Here is a 13,465-nt window from a genome sequence, read left to right as displayed (position 1 = left end):
ATGCGAATTCGTAAGTTGGAAATTGTGGCAGATGGCATTCAAAAAAATGGTCAACCCGTCACGAAAGCGCAGCTCGAATCGGTGGTTCGCCATTATAAATCGGACGCCCGCCCGCCTGTGACCCCAGGTCACCCAACCAAAGGCAGCGATCAGATTGCCGCGTTGGGGCGAGCGTCCAACCTCAGAACGGAAGCTGGCAGTGGCGATAAAAGTGGAAAAACCGTCCTTGTGGGTGAGGTGATTTACACCCCCGAGATGGAAACACTGGAAGACTCGGGCAAGTTTGAAGGTTTCAGTGCTGGCATCCATCCAGTACCGGATAAAGAGGGTGAGTGGTACATGCACCACCTTGCCTTCTTGGGGCAGCTTCCTCCGGCGGCGGACACGAAAACCCGTGATGTGGTGGATCTAAGCGATAGCGACTTTTGTGATGACGCTATCTATCTCAGTGCAGATGTCGGTACTCAACCTGGCTCTGATGACAATGAAACAGGAATAACCATGAAGAAAGACGAACTCAAAACGCTGCTTGGCGATGTCGTCAAAGAGCAGCTTGACGGTATGGGGATTAAACCTAATACGCCGCCAGTTAAAAAAGAAGGTGAGCAAAACAAAGATGGAGAGCCGACTAAGACCGATGACGACAAATCAAACGGTGCGGTTACTGCGATGCAAGAAACGTTGGCAGGCGATCGTAAGGAAACACTGACCGAGCTAGCGGGCTCGCGTGAAATGAGCGACGAGCTTCGCAAGAGTGTGAAAGTCATGATTGAAGGTGCTTCGTCGATTGAACTTTGCGCATCAGGCTACGGTAATCGTTACAGCCAGCTCAAAGGTATGCTGACTGCGATGCCTGAAAAGAGCGCGACCCCACCTAAAAAGTCAGCGTGGGATGCATTGACTCAAAATCTAGAGCTTGCCGATGGAGGCAATGCTCAAAAAGATAACTTTGATCCGGAGGGTTGGTAATGGAATTTGGAATGAAAACCACCATCAAGGGCGCACCCGCCATTGTCGGCAGTTATACCGGTGGCAACGTCATCCAACAAATGATGGTTAATGGCATCACCGATTTAGAGCCAGGTCATGCCGTGGTGATCACTGATGGCATGATCACTGGGCGCTGGGACGGCTCCCCGTTGATCACCGTTCAAGATGATGGCGCTGGCAATCTTACCGTCACTCAAGTGACGCTAGGGGTAGTCACCACCAAACAAATGAAAGGTGATGGGTCTGTTTCAGTACTTCGCCTTGGCGCGTACCTTCGCGACCGTGTGGTGCTTGCGGATGACTCTGCGCTCACCGCCGCGAATGAATTTACGCTTTCTTGCGTTCAACTCTTTGCAGAAGGAGCCTGGTTATGAGTCCCCTAGAGCAACAAAAAGCCAAACAAGATGGAGTCTTTTCTAAAGCGCTGCGTGACGCGTCGAATGCCTTTGTTCAAATGGGTGCTCACCCACGCACACTGCTGCATCATTCACGCCGTAACGATTTGATTGAGCAAGCCATCGCGAAGCTTCACACATTAAAACGTGAAGGTGATGCTTATCATCAAATGGGCAAACCCGCGCTGCAGGCTACGGCAAATATAGACGATGAGTCAGAAGATAAGTTGAAACTCGAGCCTGTCGGTTTTCGTAAAGTGGATGATTCACCGGTTGTGTATTCAGAGCTTGGCGTTGATGTGCAAAGCGGCGGCTTGAATTTTGTTCTCAATAACCCTTATGAGCAAATCGTAAAGTACACCTCGAGTGATGAAGCCGTGGCCACCGTCGATGAGAAATTAGGACTTATCACCCCTGTTGGTGATGGTGAAGTGACGATTTATGTCGCCCTAACGAAAAAAGGGGAATACCCACGCGTCGAAGATAGCGTTGACTTGGTGATTGCGGATGAACCAAAAGAAGACTCAGAGCCATCCCCCGATGATGAAGCGCAATCAGACAACAACGCTTCTGAGTCAGGCTTAGACAAATAACCCCACCCATTAATGCATGCCGCTGTTTGATAAGCGGCTATAAAGAGAACAAAGCATGGATATTATTGATATTTTACGCGGTCTGTTAGCCCCTCAAGAGTGGGCAGAGCTGCTGAACAACTACAAAAAGCGCAAACCAGTGCCTATGCGTATTCGCAAGAAGGTGTTTGGGGATGCGGTGTTTTACCCAAGTGTGCGCATCCCCTGGAATGTACTCAAAGAGACCCTGTCTAACATTCCGGTGGTACGTCGCGGCACCAAAGCGTATCAGCTTGGTGGTAATGACTTAGAAACTCAATCCATCGAGCCACAGGGTTTTTCGACGGTATCGCATGTGTCAGCAGCGGAGCTCAACAACCTCAAGGCATTAGGTTTAAAGAACATTCAAAAGTTTTTTGAAATGCTTCAGTTTGGTGTGATGCGCAAGATTGAAGTCTCAACTGAAGCGCTGTGCGCTCAATCGCTGACAGGCAAGATTGCCTACCCAATGAAAACCGCAGACGGCGCAATGGAATTGTTTGAAGTGGATTTTGGGGAAACCCTTCGCTACAACTTTAACAGCTCACTGAAAGCCACAGACGCCACCATCGAACACGTGTACACCGCCTTGCAAGAAATGGATGAAACCATTCAAGCGAAAGGTTATGGCGCAAACTTGGAAGTATTGAGTGGTAAAACGTTGTTTGCTCGCATTGTTACCTTAGCAGGACAAAATAAATCCAACGTGCTCGATGTGAAAGTCAGCAAGGGTCAAGTCAATGTAGGCGGCTACCTCATCAACCTTGAAAATGGTTCATACGAAACCATGGTAGGCGGGACGAAAACCCGCGTAAAAACCGTTGATGATGACAAGATGGTGATGATTGACCTTGATGCGGGACACACACCGTACTATGCCGCGCTCGATGATTTGGACGCAGGCCTTCAGGCCTTACCTTTCTTCTCGAAGGTGAAGAAAGTCGATGACCCAAGTGGCGCGGATGTGTACACCATGTCAAAACCTTTGCCTGCGGTTGTCGTTGATGCCATTTGTTGGGCCGATGGCGCATTAGCGTAAGGGGTGATAATGGCTATTACCCTTACTGAGTTAAGAGCGATGGTCACCATCCAGGGAGTATCGAGCTCCCTGGATGAACAAATCTACCACTCCTTAACTTACAACGATGAGAGCAACGCTCAAACCGCTTGTCAATCCGCCGCGCGTTGGTGCTATGCCTATCTTGGTCAAAAGAATGCCTTGTCTCGCCTTTATAGCGAGGATGACAAAGAAGTGTTGGCTGAAGGCATGACTCAAAGGGCAATTTACGAGTTGGGTGAAATCAGCGAGTTTGATTTTGATGACCGCAAAGACGAAGCGCTCGCATTAATCAACGCCTTGCTTGGCCTTAATAATGGCACTGAAAGCGGTGCTCAATACACAGGAGCTGCGATTGCCCGTGATAAAGAATCTCACATTATCGTCCCTTATCGCTCGGCTTCCCACCGACGTTATCGTTAATCACTACCCATTACCTGCAGAGCTCGGCAACGCTCGCTACCAAAGCAGCAACTACTACTTTGGGGCCATTCGCGCCATGTTGCTCGATGAAGAGGTCGCATCAAGCATTGAAATGCGTCATGCCACGGCCATGACGGTGCCCTACGTGATGGAAGGCTCAGCCAATGACATTGCGTTTTACAACGAAGTGATGGCAGACTTTGATTTAGAAATGTTGATGGAGCAGATGTTAAGTGCGACGGAATTTGGTTTTATGCCCGTAGAGCTTATCTGGGAGAAAGTCGGCTCACAGCTTTGTCTCACTCACTCAGAGCCCAAACGGCCTGAAGACTTTCGCCTATTAAAAGATGGCACCTTGGTGTACAGCGCCGTGGACTACACAGCGAAAACGCCTGTGGCAGGGAAAGTCATTCCGGTGCTGCGCAATGCAACCACCGAGCGTCCATACGGCGAAACCATCTTAGAGTCAGTGTGGCCCATTTGGCAAAGTAAGTGGATAAGCTGGGCCAACATCGAGCGACTGGGCGAGAAGTACGCGATCCCAACCGCGATTGCTCTGGCTGAAAATGCCAATGGCGGGGATGACGTACAAGCGATAGCCAACTCGTTGGCCCCTGTGATGAACGGAGATGCGGTGGCACTCTCTGGTGTAAAAGAAATCGTCACCCTTGATGCAAACGGTAAGGTGGATGAACTGCTTCGAACCATTGAATACATCGACAATAAAATCTCCAAGCGCATCACCGGTCAAACCTTGACGAACGGTAATCAAAAATACGGCTCGCGGTCATTGGGTGAAGTTCATGAAAGAGCGGGCATGCGCGTCTCCAAACGCGATGCTCGTATGGTGCATAAGACGCTTAACGACACGCTGTTTAAATGGATATTCTTAGCTAATGGTCGCGAAGGCAGTCTTAAAATTCGAGTGGATGAGGACGCTTATAAAGAGTTGGTGAACAATATCGTCAATGAGCCGACAACCGCTGATAAGCCCACGTATCTTTCAGATGCACCAGGAAAGCATTTATGTCTGCTTTAAAAAGTCTTGATAAACAAGAGACCGATAACCTCACCAAATTACAGCGCCTTGAAGATGAGGCGCTTTCATTAACCGTCAAAAGCCTTTCAAGCGAACTGGAAGCGGCGTTCAAAGCGCATTCAAATCCAGACGATATCGATATCACCCAAGTGACAACACAATACACCAACATCTATGCCGCTTCGATGATGGTGAGTTGGCTACTGGGCCAAGCGCATATCCATAATGCTATCAATGATGCCAGCGATAAACCTCTCGAACTCACTTACGCGCCGATTTATCTTGCCGTGGATGAGGTGCCTTTTCAGGAAGCGATTGATTCACTCAAAGCCATGATACCGACCGATACTAAAGCGTATCGGCAGATGGAAGCAGCGATGAAGCTCCGTGCCTTTACCGTAGCAAATGTCTCCAGTATTGATGCGGTCAATCGCGTTAAAAAACGCTATGAAGAAGCATTAGAAAGCGGCGCATCACGCTCTGAAACGTTAGGGAACCTCCGTCAACTTCTTGAGCAAGAAGGACTCTCTCAGGTCAATCCTTATTGGTTAGAGTTGCATTATCGCAATAATATGATGACCGCATACAATTCAGGTCGTTGGACTCAAATTGCTCATAATGATTTAGTCGAGTTTTTGGTTTATTCGTCGGTGCTCGATTCGGGCACCACAGAGCTGTGCAGAAAGCTTGATGGCGTTATTAAATCGAAAGACGACCCATTTTGGGAAAGTTTTTACCCGCCCAATCACCATAAATGCCGCGCGACCGTTTCAGTGCTATCACGCAAGCAATATGAAGCACTACCCGCATCGATGCGACAGGCCTCTGCAGAGGTCAGTGGTACAGCCTTGGATAAGGATGCGACAACAGGCAAAGAGCATCAGTTTACTAGCTCGCCATTAGTATCAATGAAAACGCTGCCAGTATCGATGATGGAGCGGGCGCAAGAATATGGACTGACCCAAAGCATTCTCAACTACTCTCACGCACAAAGTAAACGCGTCTTGAAAGAGCAAGCCGAAGCCGTCGCGAAACAAGGCTTATCGGTTACCACACTCAATAACGCGATAAGACAATCGCCAGAGCTAGAGCCGTTTCGAGAAATGATACAAGATAAGTTGATGATCTCACCTGATGAGGTGTTGTTGGCTTTTGATGAATTGGAAAGTGGGGACTTTTTACCTAGCGTGCAGTTTGTGCTTGAGTTAGACGATTCGCTCAGGGCGGTGGCGTTTGCGAGTGCGTATGGCAATACACGGGTTTACCGAGTAAGCGCTGCCACTCAGCAAGTGCTTTCCAAGCAGGTGTTTAGTGAACTGCAGTAACAACCTTTCATTTTAATTATTTCAATAGCTTGATTTATGGACAGTATGACCACATAACAATACGTTGTATTCGTCAAATATTTAGTCCTTATGCAAATGAAAAAAGAGTTTGATTACTATCAAACATTACACCAAACCATAACGCATGCTTTGCTTCATCTATTGTTCCAAGTATCGGCTAGCTCGCGTTTCGTACCCATTGCAAAGCGTAATGAGATTTTATTGAAATATCTAAAGCCCAAAATGAGTGATAAGGCCTACGCTGCGATTAAAAAAGACATTCGCTTGATGCTTCAAGCGGCTCGAACAAAAGAAGGGAACCTAGAGATGAAGCTCTATCAACTTAATGACCAGGCTAAAAAGACCAAGCTCGCTGGTGCGGAGAAGCTGTACTCACTGCTTGTGCACCTATATGACGAAGAAGGCATTGAGTCGAGGCTTTTTGAGGAAGGAACTGAGGCAGAACCGAGTGTTTTGTATATGTTAGAAGAACATATTGAACAGGGTTTCGACAATATGACACAGATTAGCCCTCTGTCTATGTTAATTCAACATGAGAGAGCGTATGACCTCATTGACAGTATTCATCGACATGGTTTGTTTATCGCAGAAATGAAAGAGTGGAATGCAAAAACGCATCAAGCTCACCTGCTGTTACATCCTGCAGAGCTCTAATTAACTCAAGTTATCATCACAAAGCACTGGCTATTCCCGGCACACCATACTAGTGTCGTGTTCACGTTGAATTTACATGGAATTTCAGCATGTTAACGATTAAACCTGAACATAAAACGCTGGTGAGTTTGATTATTGAACAGTCTAAACAAGGTCATGTTGACCCTATCTCTGTATCCCAAATGCTGCCTGAGCACTCTGTCCATCACGTGGCCTTTGTTATCGAACAGCTTTCACAACAGCCCTATCCTGATTTAACGCAATTAATTCGAAATAATTAACTGTATAAATACACAGTTCCTCGTGATAAAGTTGATCGGTGTTTTGATGCCTTGAGTACCTGAGACCCAAGACCTTTTTGATAAAGGAATTGGAGAGGAAGCAACAAAACGCCGCCAGCTTTAATTCGTTATTGCTGGCGGCTTTCAACCGCTATTTGTGTTCAAGGCTCTTGCTAACAGGAGATAAGAATGCACCAACACACATTGCACGATGGCCGTGCCAGCCTCATCCATGCCGATTGTTTAACCTACCTTAAAACGCTTGAAGACAACTCCGTTGATCTGATTTTAACCGACCCACCATACTTCCAAGTCAAACGTAATGCCTGGGACAATCAGTGGCCAGATGTCGCTTCATTTCTAGCCTGGCTCGATGAAGTGCTTCTCGAGTTCTGGCGAATCCTTAAACCCTCAGGAGGTCTTTATCTGTTCTGTGGTTCAAAGCTGGCCAGTGATACTGAAATTCTCATCAGAAGCCGCTTTGAAGTGTTTAACCACATCATTTGGGCCAAACCGTCAGGCCCATGGCGAAGAATGCACAAACCGGACTTGCGCATGTTCTTTCCGTCCACCGAACGTATTTTATTTGCTGGCCACTATAACGCTGAAGGCTATGCCAAAGGTTGCTCTGGTTACGCTTCTCAATGCAATGAGCTCAAGAAACACGTATTCAAACCTTTGATGGATTACTTCATCAATGCTCGTAAACAACTTGGTGTGACAGCAAAAGAAATCAATGCGGCAACAGGGACACAAATGTGCTCTCATTGGTTTAGTGAAAGCCAATGGAAACTCCCCAACAAAGCGCAATACCAAAAGCTTCAACAGCTTTTCGCAAGTAAAAAGGGAGAATTAACGAAGACGCATGGCGACCTAATGGAGGAGTATGACGCTTTAAAAAATAACTACCAAAACTTGGTATTGGAATACGATGATCTAAAAGCGCAATACGAACATTTACGTCGACCGTTCTCCGTCACCAGTGAGGTGCCTTATACCGATGTCTGGCAGTTTGCACCGGTGCAATATTATCCAGGTAAGCATCCCTGCGAAAAACCACAAGACTTACTGCAACATATCATTACCGCCAGCAGCCGTGAACATGATGTGGTGCTCGATGCGTTTATGGGCAGTGGCTCTACAGGTAAGGCGTGTTTGAGTTTAAATCGACGTTTTATCGGCATTGAAATGGAAGAGGAAACGTTTGAACAAACGCTGGAGTCGATGAGAAATATTCAATATTAGTTTGTAACTTAAAAAGAAAAGGCGCTTAATTGCGCCTTTGTCATATTGAGTTGTACAGCCACTCGTCCGCTTCATTGAACATCTCTTCCAAAAGCGCATGGGCTTTCTCTTTTTTGGTTTTATCCCTTTCCATGATGTCCAGATGATTGTTTTCACCCTTGCGAATACGGACACAAACATCGGGATCGAGTACCGACAAACGCTTTTGAATTTCAGGCTCAATCAAAGAGAATGTTCCTTTGGGTAAACCAGAAGCTTTGACGATCATATCAACGCGCATAATAAACTCTCCTTTTAAATGTGCTGTATAAAAACACAGTATATTTATTTTTAGTCGAGGTCAACATGATCCATATCTTTCCAAAGATCATCCATCACATCATGCAATGTCTGTTTGAGCTGAGGCGTCATATCACGCAGGGCTGCCACTAAGGTTTGTGCCATCACATCGGCCTCAGAGCTCACCGCTTCCAGTTGAATGACAGGTGCAAAACTCACTTCGATTGTGGCTGGTGGCTGACTGATGGCGTTTCTGGGTTGCATTGTCGCAGATTGAACTGTTTGCTCCACTTGAGCGACAGCCTGTTGGTTAACAGGATCATCCTTACCATTGAAAATATCGTATAACCAACCTGCAATCTCATCACCCGCCACAGAGCCAGCAATCGCACCAGGGACGGCACCAAAGCCACCAAACAAACTCCCCGCGAGACCGCCTAGTGTGGTTCCAGCCGTGGCTCCAATACCACGCCAAACTCCTTCCGTATCTCCTTCAATGGCGCTCATGCCAATAGAGGCCGCATTCAAAGCCGTACCAATGACGGGGAGTTTCTTGAGAGCGCCTTTACCACCATTTATTACTTTTTCCCCAGCAGAGGACCACGGGCTTGCTCCTTTGGCGACATTGTTTACTGGTTTCGTGGCTGACTTTGTAAATAATCCAGTTGAGGTCGTACTTAGAGCTCGACCCACCACTGGCAGCTTTTTGAGAACACCTTTACCGCCATCCATTACCTTTTTCCCCGCACTCGACCAAAAGCTCGGCCCTTTAGCGACCTTCGCCACCGGCTTAGCCGCAGATTTGGTAAATAAGCCACTAAACATGCTCGCAGGTTTGAAGCCACCTTGAGAGCCCATTGCAGTGCCAAGAATTTTACCCAAGGCTTTTTTACCAAGGCGGGCAGCAATCATTCCCCCGAAAGCTGTTGCGCCTATGCCGCCGACAAGACCCGCATAACCCAATCCAGAGTTCTCGTTCATAGCTCCAGTCGCGGAGCCTGTCACATTGGAAACCGCTGTCCCTAAGTCATCAAACTTATCGATTAACTTAGCCGCACTGTTCGATACTGTGTCAGTCGTCGCATTGAATGATTGCTTGGCTTTGTCGATAGAAGTTGATACTCCTTGAGCGGCATCATCAAGAGAATCAACACCGTCAAAGACCTTTCCCCCTTCTTGCAGACCTTGCTGCATTGCGTCTAAACCGTTGGTACCAATATCTTCAGAGAGGATTGTGCCACCGATGGCTTCAAGAATGGGTTTGACGGTGGCAGCATCGGTTTTGTTTGCACTATTCACTAGAGCCAATAGTGCTGCATAGTTGTTACCTGGCGCATTGCCTGTTTCAACGTCACTGCGTACTCGGTAAGCGGCTTCTTTAATTCGGTTACGCAAATCGGTATCCGTGATGGCATCAATGGTGCCCGCTTTATCGCCTTGCCCCACCAATTTGGCAAACTCATCGCTATCACTAAAACGAGCCATAAAGGATTCTTTAAATGAATCACCTACCTTATCTGTATTCCAAACACCGGCTTGACGGGCGCGAACAATAGAGGCTGCAAATTGGTCAAATGAAATCTTGTCACCGAGTAGAGGCGAGTATTCAGCGAAAGTATCGAGCAAATCCCCATTAGCATCACCGACCATTGAGCTGGTGGCGTAAACCTTATTCGCAGCCTCCTCGATGCTGATGCCGAATCCTTTTGAAATATTGGCAAGGGCGCGAACGGTTTCGGGTGAGGAATAGTCAGGGAAAATCTTTTGTAATTGGATAGTGGCTTTTGTTAATGCCTGAGTATCTTCGTCACCTAAATTTTGCTGTTTAGCGAGGGCTTGAGTAGCGAAAATGCTCTCTTGGTCTGCACCATACATCCGAATCAAGTCGGTACGAAATTGGCGTTGAGAGGTCGATTGCACCTCTTCTAATGAATAGCTACTGCGAGCAGCAAGGAGACGTTCATTTCGAGACTTATCATTCCCCGCCCAGGCGAAGCCTGCTGATGCCATGGCCCCTCCAGCAATCGCCCCCAGCTTTTCAAAGTTTTGTAACTTGCCGAGCTCTCGACCTTGCTCTGAAATCTCTTTATTGGTTCGATTGAGTTGGCCTTGCAGCCGTTTCTCTTCTTGGGTGATGTCATTGACATCGAGACCCGCCTCTTTTAATGAGTGGCCTAAGCGTGATACTAATCGCTCATGCGCTTTAATCTCATTGGTGCTCTTCTGGTGAGCCTTCGTTAAATCACCAAGCTCACGCTCTGTCGCAGAGATAGAAGAGCGAATACGGTTTTCATCTTGAGTTGTGCTGTTTAGTTTTGATTGATATGCCTGCAATGTGCGCACAGCTTGTGCAACGGCCCCCGTTTTTTTCTTAAACGTTTTGGTATTGGTGCTGCCAGCGTCACTTAACCCCGCCAAATCGGTACGAAGCTTATTGATGGTCGCTTGCAGTTTGGATTCTTCATTGGCCATGATTCGAGATTGCTGTGTCACTTTGGCAAGCTCAGCCTTCAGTTTGGGGAGTTCATCCTTCTTTTGTCCTAGAATTTTTGAGTATTGTTTTTCAGCTTCGGTCAATTGTTCAATGGCCGATTCAGCCTTTTTAAAGGCATCAACATCCGCGGTGGTTTTTTGCAGCTGCTTAAACTCTCGCTCCAGCTTATTCGATTCTTTTTCAATCTTTTTCGACTGCTGAGTAAACGCATCTTTAACCCCAACAATGAGCTCTAACGCGTAACCACTGTCCTTATTTATTGCCATGATTAAAGACCTCTATGAGATACGTATATTGCGCCCAGTCGACATTGAGTAATTCGCCAACGGAGACAAGACCTATTTTCTTGTGGGTGAGCAGTCGAAAAGAGTGATCAAAAATATTCTGTTTGATTCGTGCGAGGTTTAGCTCTTTCCCATCAGGTGAGCCAAGTTGATGTGCTCTTCATAGGGCAGGTTAATCAGCATGTCGACAGGAATAACCACTTCGCCTTTCATACCCAAGTTCGTGAGCTTGCCATGCTCATCTCGCTTCTCTTCAGTGCGTTCGCCAAACACTAAAATGCTCGAGGCAATGTGCGCGGTGATGGCATCGTTAGATTCAAAACCGTATTGCTCTTTGGTGAAACGCACCGCTTCAATTCGGTCCTTAACCAGCGCTTTGCGCACACGCTTAGCACAGTTGAGTTCCATCCCACCAAATTGAACCGGAGTGTTCAACATGCAGATATCAAACTCCATCATTGCACGGGCAATATATTCCAAAGTGAAGGTTCGAACTTCTGATTCTAATTCGGTTTCAACGGTGTTTTTAGTTTGATTTTTAGTGCTCATAGTTTATCTCGTTGTGAGTAATTTAGAGCCTGCATTGTGTCTTTATATATAGCGTCCATCTGCCGAACGGAAATTATGTGGTCAGGTTTGAATATCCTATAACCACTGGATAAACGAGACGAAATAATGCTTCCCAAAATCTTAAAGCAAGACGTTCGACTTCGAACGCTGAGTTTCCTGACAACGGAAGAGATGGACGAGCTTCGCTTAGCCATTCATGGCCTTCAGGTTATCGATATTGATAACGTCCACGAATCTTACTTACCCTGGCTTTCTTGGTGGTTTCGTGTCGATACCTGGGATGATTCCTGGACGGTCGCGAGAAAGCGTGAAGTCGTCAAAGAGGGCTTAGTGCTGTATCGATACAAAGGCACGGTCTGGGCTGTAAAACGAGCGTTGGACCTAACAGGTTTCAACCCAACGCTGACGGTTTGGCATCAAATGAACCCAATTGGCGCTAAAGGCACCTTTTTGGTTGAAGTGATTCAAGACAAAGGAGGGTTGAATCAAAAAGACTATGAGAACGTCGTCACGCTCGTTGAGAGCAACAAACAAGGCTCTCAACATTGGCAAATGACGATAAAAAACAAGCCGTCGATAGGAGGGATATTCAGCGTTGCGATTTCAAAAGGACGCAACCGAATTACCTCTAAAAATTTTCCAACTAACCCAACGTTAATTGGCGGACTGTATTCAGCGGTCACCCTAAAGAGTCGACATCGCATGACTATCCGAAATAAGAGTAATGAAATATGAGTTTAGGATCTGCACAAGAGCACACGGCTGTGCTTACCGATAAGGGTAAAGAGCTGCTGGAAGCGGCCTACCAAAGTGGGCAAAAGTTATTGATTGAGCAAATGTCTCTAGGCGATGCAAATGGTTCAAGTGTCACGCCGACACCGGATGTTACACAATTAGTGAATGAGTTCGGTCGACAAGATATTAATGAGGGCAACACACAAGAGCACTGGTTCAATGCCATTGTCTATGTTGACGCGTCACGCTTTGCTGAGCACTTTATCAATGAGTTTGGGCTGCATGATTCTGATGGTAATCTCATAGTTTATAGCTCGTACCCCTCAACACTCATCCCTTCTGTTGATAATCAATACGTTCAAATCGAAATTGAGTGCTCAATGGATTTATACCAAGCCTCGGCGGTGACCATCAATATAACGCCAATTATCCCTCATGCTACGGAGCTAGAATCGGGAATTGCACGTATCGCCACCGATGCTCAAGTTGATGCAGGAACCGATGATTCTGCATTCCTTACCATAAAGAAACTATTACGTAGAGCGGCAACCACCTCACTAGCGGGTGTGGTCCAACTGTCTAATAATTATAAAGGAACAAGTCAAACGAAAGCTGTTACAGAAAAAGCCCTTAGTGAAGGGCTTGCTCCAATGTTCAATCCTGAGAATCCACAACTGCTTGGGGCATTAAACCTGTACGTTTTTTTTACGGCAAATGAGGGTGAACAGATAAACTGGGAACTTCCTGATGAGGTAATTGGATCGAGTTTTGTTTTAGTGGATATAAAAACAACAATTCAGTACGAACGCAATATTAAGTTACGCGCTGCATCCAACTGGAGTCCAACATCAAACTCATCAGGGGGGCACCATAAACAATTTAATTTTACAGCAGGAGCATCAGGTGATGAGCATGGCACCTTACAAACTATTTTAATTCCGTGTGTAACAGAAAATAAAAAACCAGTAAAAGGCATGAAATTCACCCTGTCGCGAAACCTGACCAGACCAGGGGAAGTCGCTCCAACCTTTGAGATTACAGTTAAATCAGCATGGAAATAAA

General features: G+C 46.6%; 15 protein-coding genes. 12 read left to right on the top strand and 3 right to left on the bottom strand.

The annotated features are described in order from the left end of the window. The 10 genes from ACED28_RS00165 to ACED28_RS00120 all read left to right on the top strand — a co-directional run bounded on the left by ACED28_RS00165 (position 1) and on the right by ACED28_RS00120 (position 8,041). Entirely contained in the window at positions 1–969 is a 969-nt protein-coding gene (locus ACED28_RS00165) for a hypothetical protein (RefSeq protein ID WP_371709017.1), read from the top strand. A gap of 11 nt (positions 970–980) precedes the next feature. After that, a complete protein-coding gene (locus tag ACED28_RS00160; RefSeq protein ID WP_132715512.1) occupies positions 981–1,364 on the top strand; it encodes a hypothetical protein in 384 nt (127 codons plus the stop codon). Further along, complete coding sequence (locus tag ACED28_RS00155; protein WP_132715513.1) at positions 1,361–1,978, top strand: Ig-like domain-containing protein; 618 nt, start codon at positions 1,361–1,363, stop codon at positions 1,976–1,978. Before ACED28_RS00160 ends, ACED28_RS00155 begins: the two co-directional genes overlap by 4 nt. Before the next feature lie 55 nt (positions 1,979–2,033). Next, a complete protein-coding gene (locus ACED28_RS00150; RefSeq protein ID WP_048615439.1) occupies positions 2,034–3,035 on the top strand; it encodes a major capsid protein in 1,002 nt (333 codons plus the stop codon). Between the two features lie 9 nt (positions 3,036–3,044). Beyond that, positions 3,045–3,476: a hypothetical protein gene (locus ACED28_RS00145; RefSeq protein ID WP_048615440.1), complete on the top strand. Its 432-nt coding sequence runs from the start codon at positions 3,045–3,047 to the stop codon at positions 3,474–3,476. Positions 3,477–3,552: 76 nt separating this feature from the next. Next, entirely contained in the window at positions 3,553–4,515 is a 963-nt protein-coding gene (locus ACED28_RS00140; protein WP_371709108.1) for a DUF935 family protein, read from the top strand. Further along, positions 4,503–5,840, top strand: a complete 1,338-nt coding sequence (locus tag ACED28_RS00135; RefSeq protein WP_371709016.1) for a phage minor head protein — start codon at positions 4,503–4,505, stop codon at positions 5,838–5,840. Before ACED28_RS00140 ends, ACED28_RS00135 begins: the two co-directional genes overlap by 13 nt. A gap of 90 nt (positions 5,841–5,930) precedes the next feature. After that, the gene (locus tag ACED28_RS00130; protein ID WP_371709015.1) at positions 5,931–6,515 is read left to right on the top strand and encodes a DUF2913 family protein; all 585 of its coding nucleotides are present in this window, start codon (positions 5,931–5,933) and stop codon (positions 6,513–6,515) included. 89 nt (positions 6,516–6,604) lie between these two features. Then, on the top strand, positions 6,605–6,796 hold the full coding sequence (locus tag ACED28_RS00125) for a hypothetical protein (protein WP_048615443.1): 192 nt from the start codon (positions 6,605–6,607) through the stop codon (positions 6,794–6,796). Between the two features lie 189 nt (positions 6,797–6,985). Then, positions 6,986–8,041, top strand: coding sequence for a site-specific DNA-methyltransferase (locus ACED28_RS00120; RefSeq protein ID WP_048615444.1), 1,056 nt, complete (start codon positions 6,986–6,988; stop codon positions 8,039–8,041). A 40-nt stretch (positions 8,042–8,081) separates the two neighbouring features. Here the strand turns inward: ACED28_RS00120 and ACED28_RS00115 are convergent, their stop codons facing one another. The 3 genes from ACED28_RS00115 to ACED28_RS00105 form a co-directional block, all read right to left on the bottom strand. After that, on the bottom strand, positions 8,082–8,321 hold the full coding sequence (locus tag ACED28_RS00115) for a DinI-like family protein (protein WP_048615445.1): 240 nt from the start codon (positions 8,319–8,321) through the stop codon (positions 8,082–8,084). A 50-nt stretch (positions 8,322–8,371) separates the two neighbouring features. Further along, positions 8,372–11,080 carry a phage tail tape measure protein gene (locus tag ACED28_RS00110; protein WP_371709014.1) on the bottom strand — a complete coding sequence of 903 codons (2,709 nt, stop codon included), beginning with the start codon at positions 11,078–11,080 and terminating at the stop codon, positions 8,372–8,374. A gap of 138 nt (positions 11,081–11,218) precedes the next feature. Continuing rightward, positions 11,219–11,647 carry a hypothetical protein gene (locus tag ACED28_RS00105; protein ID WP_371709013.1) on the bottom strand — a complete coding sequence of 143 codons (429 nt, stop codon included), beginning with the start codon at positions 11,645–11,647 and terminating at the stop codon, positions 11,219–11,221. A 126-nt stretch (positions 11,648–11,773) separates the two neighbouring features. Here ACED28_RS00105 and ACED28_RS00100 point away from each other — a divergent pair, with 126 nt between their 5' ends. Together ACED28_RS00100 and ACED28_RS00095 are read left to right on the top strand one after the other, a co-directional pair. After that, entirely contained in the window at positions 11,774–12,403 is a 630-nt protein-coding gene (locus ACED28_RS00100; RefSeq protein WP_082151264.1) for a phage tail protein I, read from the top strand. After that, on the top strand, positions 12,400–13,464 hold the full coding sequence (locus tag ACED28_RS00095; protein ID WP_048615447.1) for a phage tail protein: 1,065 nt from the start codon (positions 12,400–12,402) through the stop codon (positions 13,462–13,464). Before ACED28_RS00100 ends, ACED28_RS00095 begins: the two co-directional genes overlap by 4 nt. Position 13,465: the final 1 nt, after the last annotated feature.

Source organism: Vibrio sp. 1F253 (assembly GCF_041439295.1).
Lineage (GTDB): Bacteria > Pseudomonadota > Gammaproteobacteria > Enterobacterales > Vibrionaceae > Vibrio > Vibrio tasmaniensis_A.
This window is presented reverse-complemented; position numbering and strand designations above follow the sequence as displayed.

Bases quoted from the DNA above. Each gene is read 5' to 3' on its own strand.
- ACED28_RS00155 (WP_132715513.1), top strand. From the start codon at position 1,361: ATGAGTCCCCTAGAGCAACAAAAAGCCAAACAAGATGGAGTCTTTTCT.
- ACED28_RS00125 (WP_048615443.1), top strand. From the start codon at position 6,605: ATGTTAACGATTAAACCTGAACATAAAACGCTGGTGAGTTTGATTATT.
- ACED28_RS00140 (WP_371709108.1), top strand. From the start codon at position 3,553: ATGTTGCTCGATGAAGAGGTCGCATCAAGCATTGAAATGCGTCATGCC.
- ACED28_RS00165 (WP_371709017.1), top strand. From the start codon at position 1: ATGCGAATTCGTAAGTTGGAAATTGTGGCAGATGGCATTCAAAAAAAT.
- ACED28_RS00120 (WP_048615444.1), top strand. From the start codon at position 6,986: ATGCACCAACACACATTGCACGATGGCCGTGCCAGCCTCATCCATGCC.
- ACED28_RS00145 (WP_048615440.1), top strand. From the start codon at position 3,045: ATGGCTATTACCCTTACTGAGTTAAGAGCGATGGTCACCATCCAGGGA.
- ACED28_RS00110 (WP_371709014.1), bottom strand. From the start codon at position 11,080: ATGGCAATAAATAAGGACAGTGGTTACGCGTTAGAGCTCATTGTTGGG.
- ACED28_RS00135 (WP_371709016.1), top strand. From the start codon at position 4,503: ATGTCTGCTTTAAAAAGTCTTGATAAACAAGAGACCGATAACCTCACC.
- ACED28_RS00100 (WP_082151264.1), top strand. From the start codon at position 11,774: ATGCTTCCCAAAATCTTAAAGCAAGACGTTCGACTTCGAACGCTGAGT.
- ACED28_RS00115 (WP_048615445.1), bottom strand. From the start codon at position 8,321: ATGCGCGTTGATATGATCGTCAAAGCTTCTGGTTTACCCAAAGGAACA.
- ACED28_RS00150 (WP_048615439.1), top strand. From the start codon at position 2,034: ATGGATATTATTGATATTTTACGCGGTCTGTTAGCCCCTCAAGAGTGG.
- ACED28_RS00105 (WP_371709013.1), bottom strand. From the start codon at position 11,647: ATGAGCACTAAAAATCAAACTAAAAACACCGTTGAAACCGAATTAGAA.
- ACED28_RS00160 (WP_132715512.1), top strand. From the start codon at position 981: ATGAAAACCACCATCAAGGGCGCACCCGCCATTGTCGGCAGTTATACC.
- ACED28_RS00095 (WP_048615447.1), top strand. From the start codon at position 12,400: ATGAGTTTAGGATCTGCACAAGAGCACACGGCTGTGCTTACCGATAAG.
- ACED28_RS00130 (WP_371709015.1), top strand. From the start codon at position 5,931: ATGCAAATGAAAAAAGAGTTTGATTACTATCAAACATTACACCAAACC.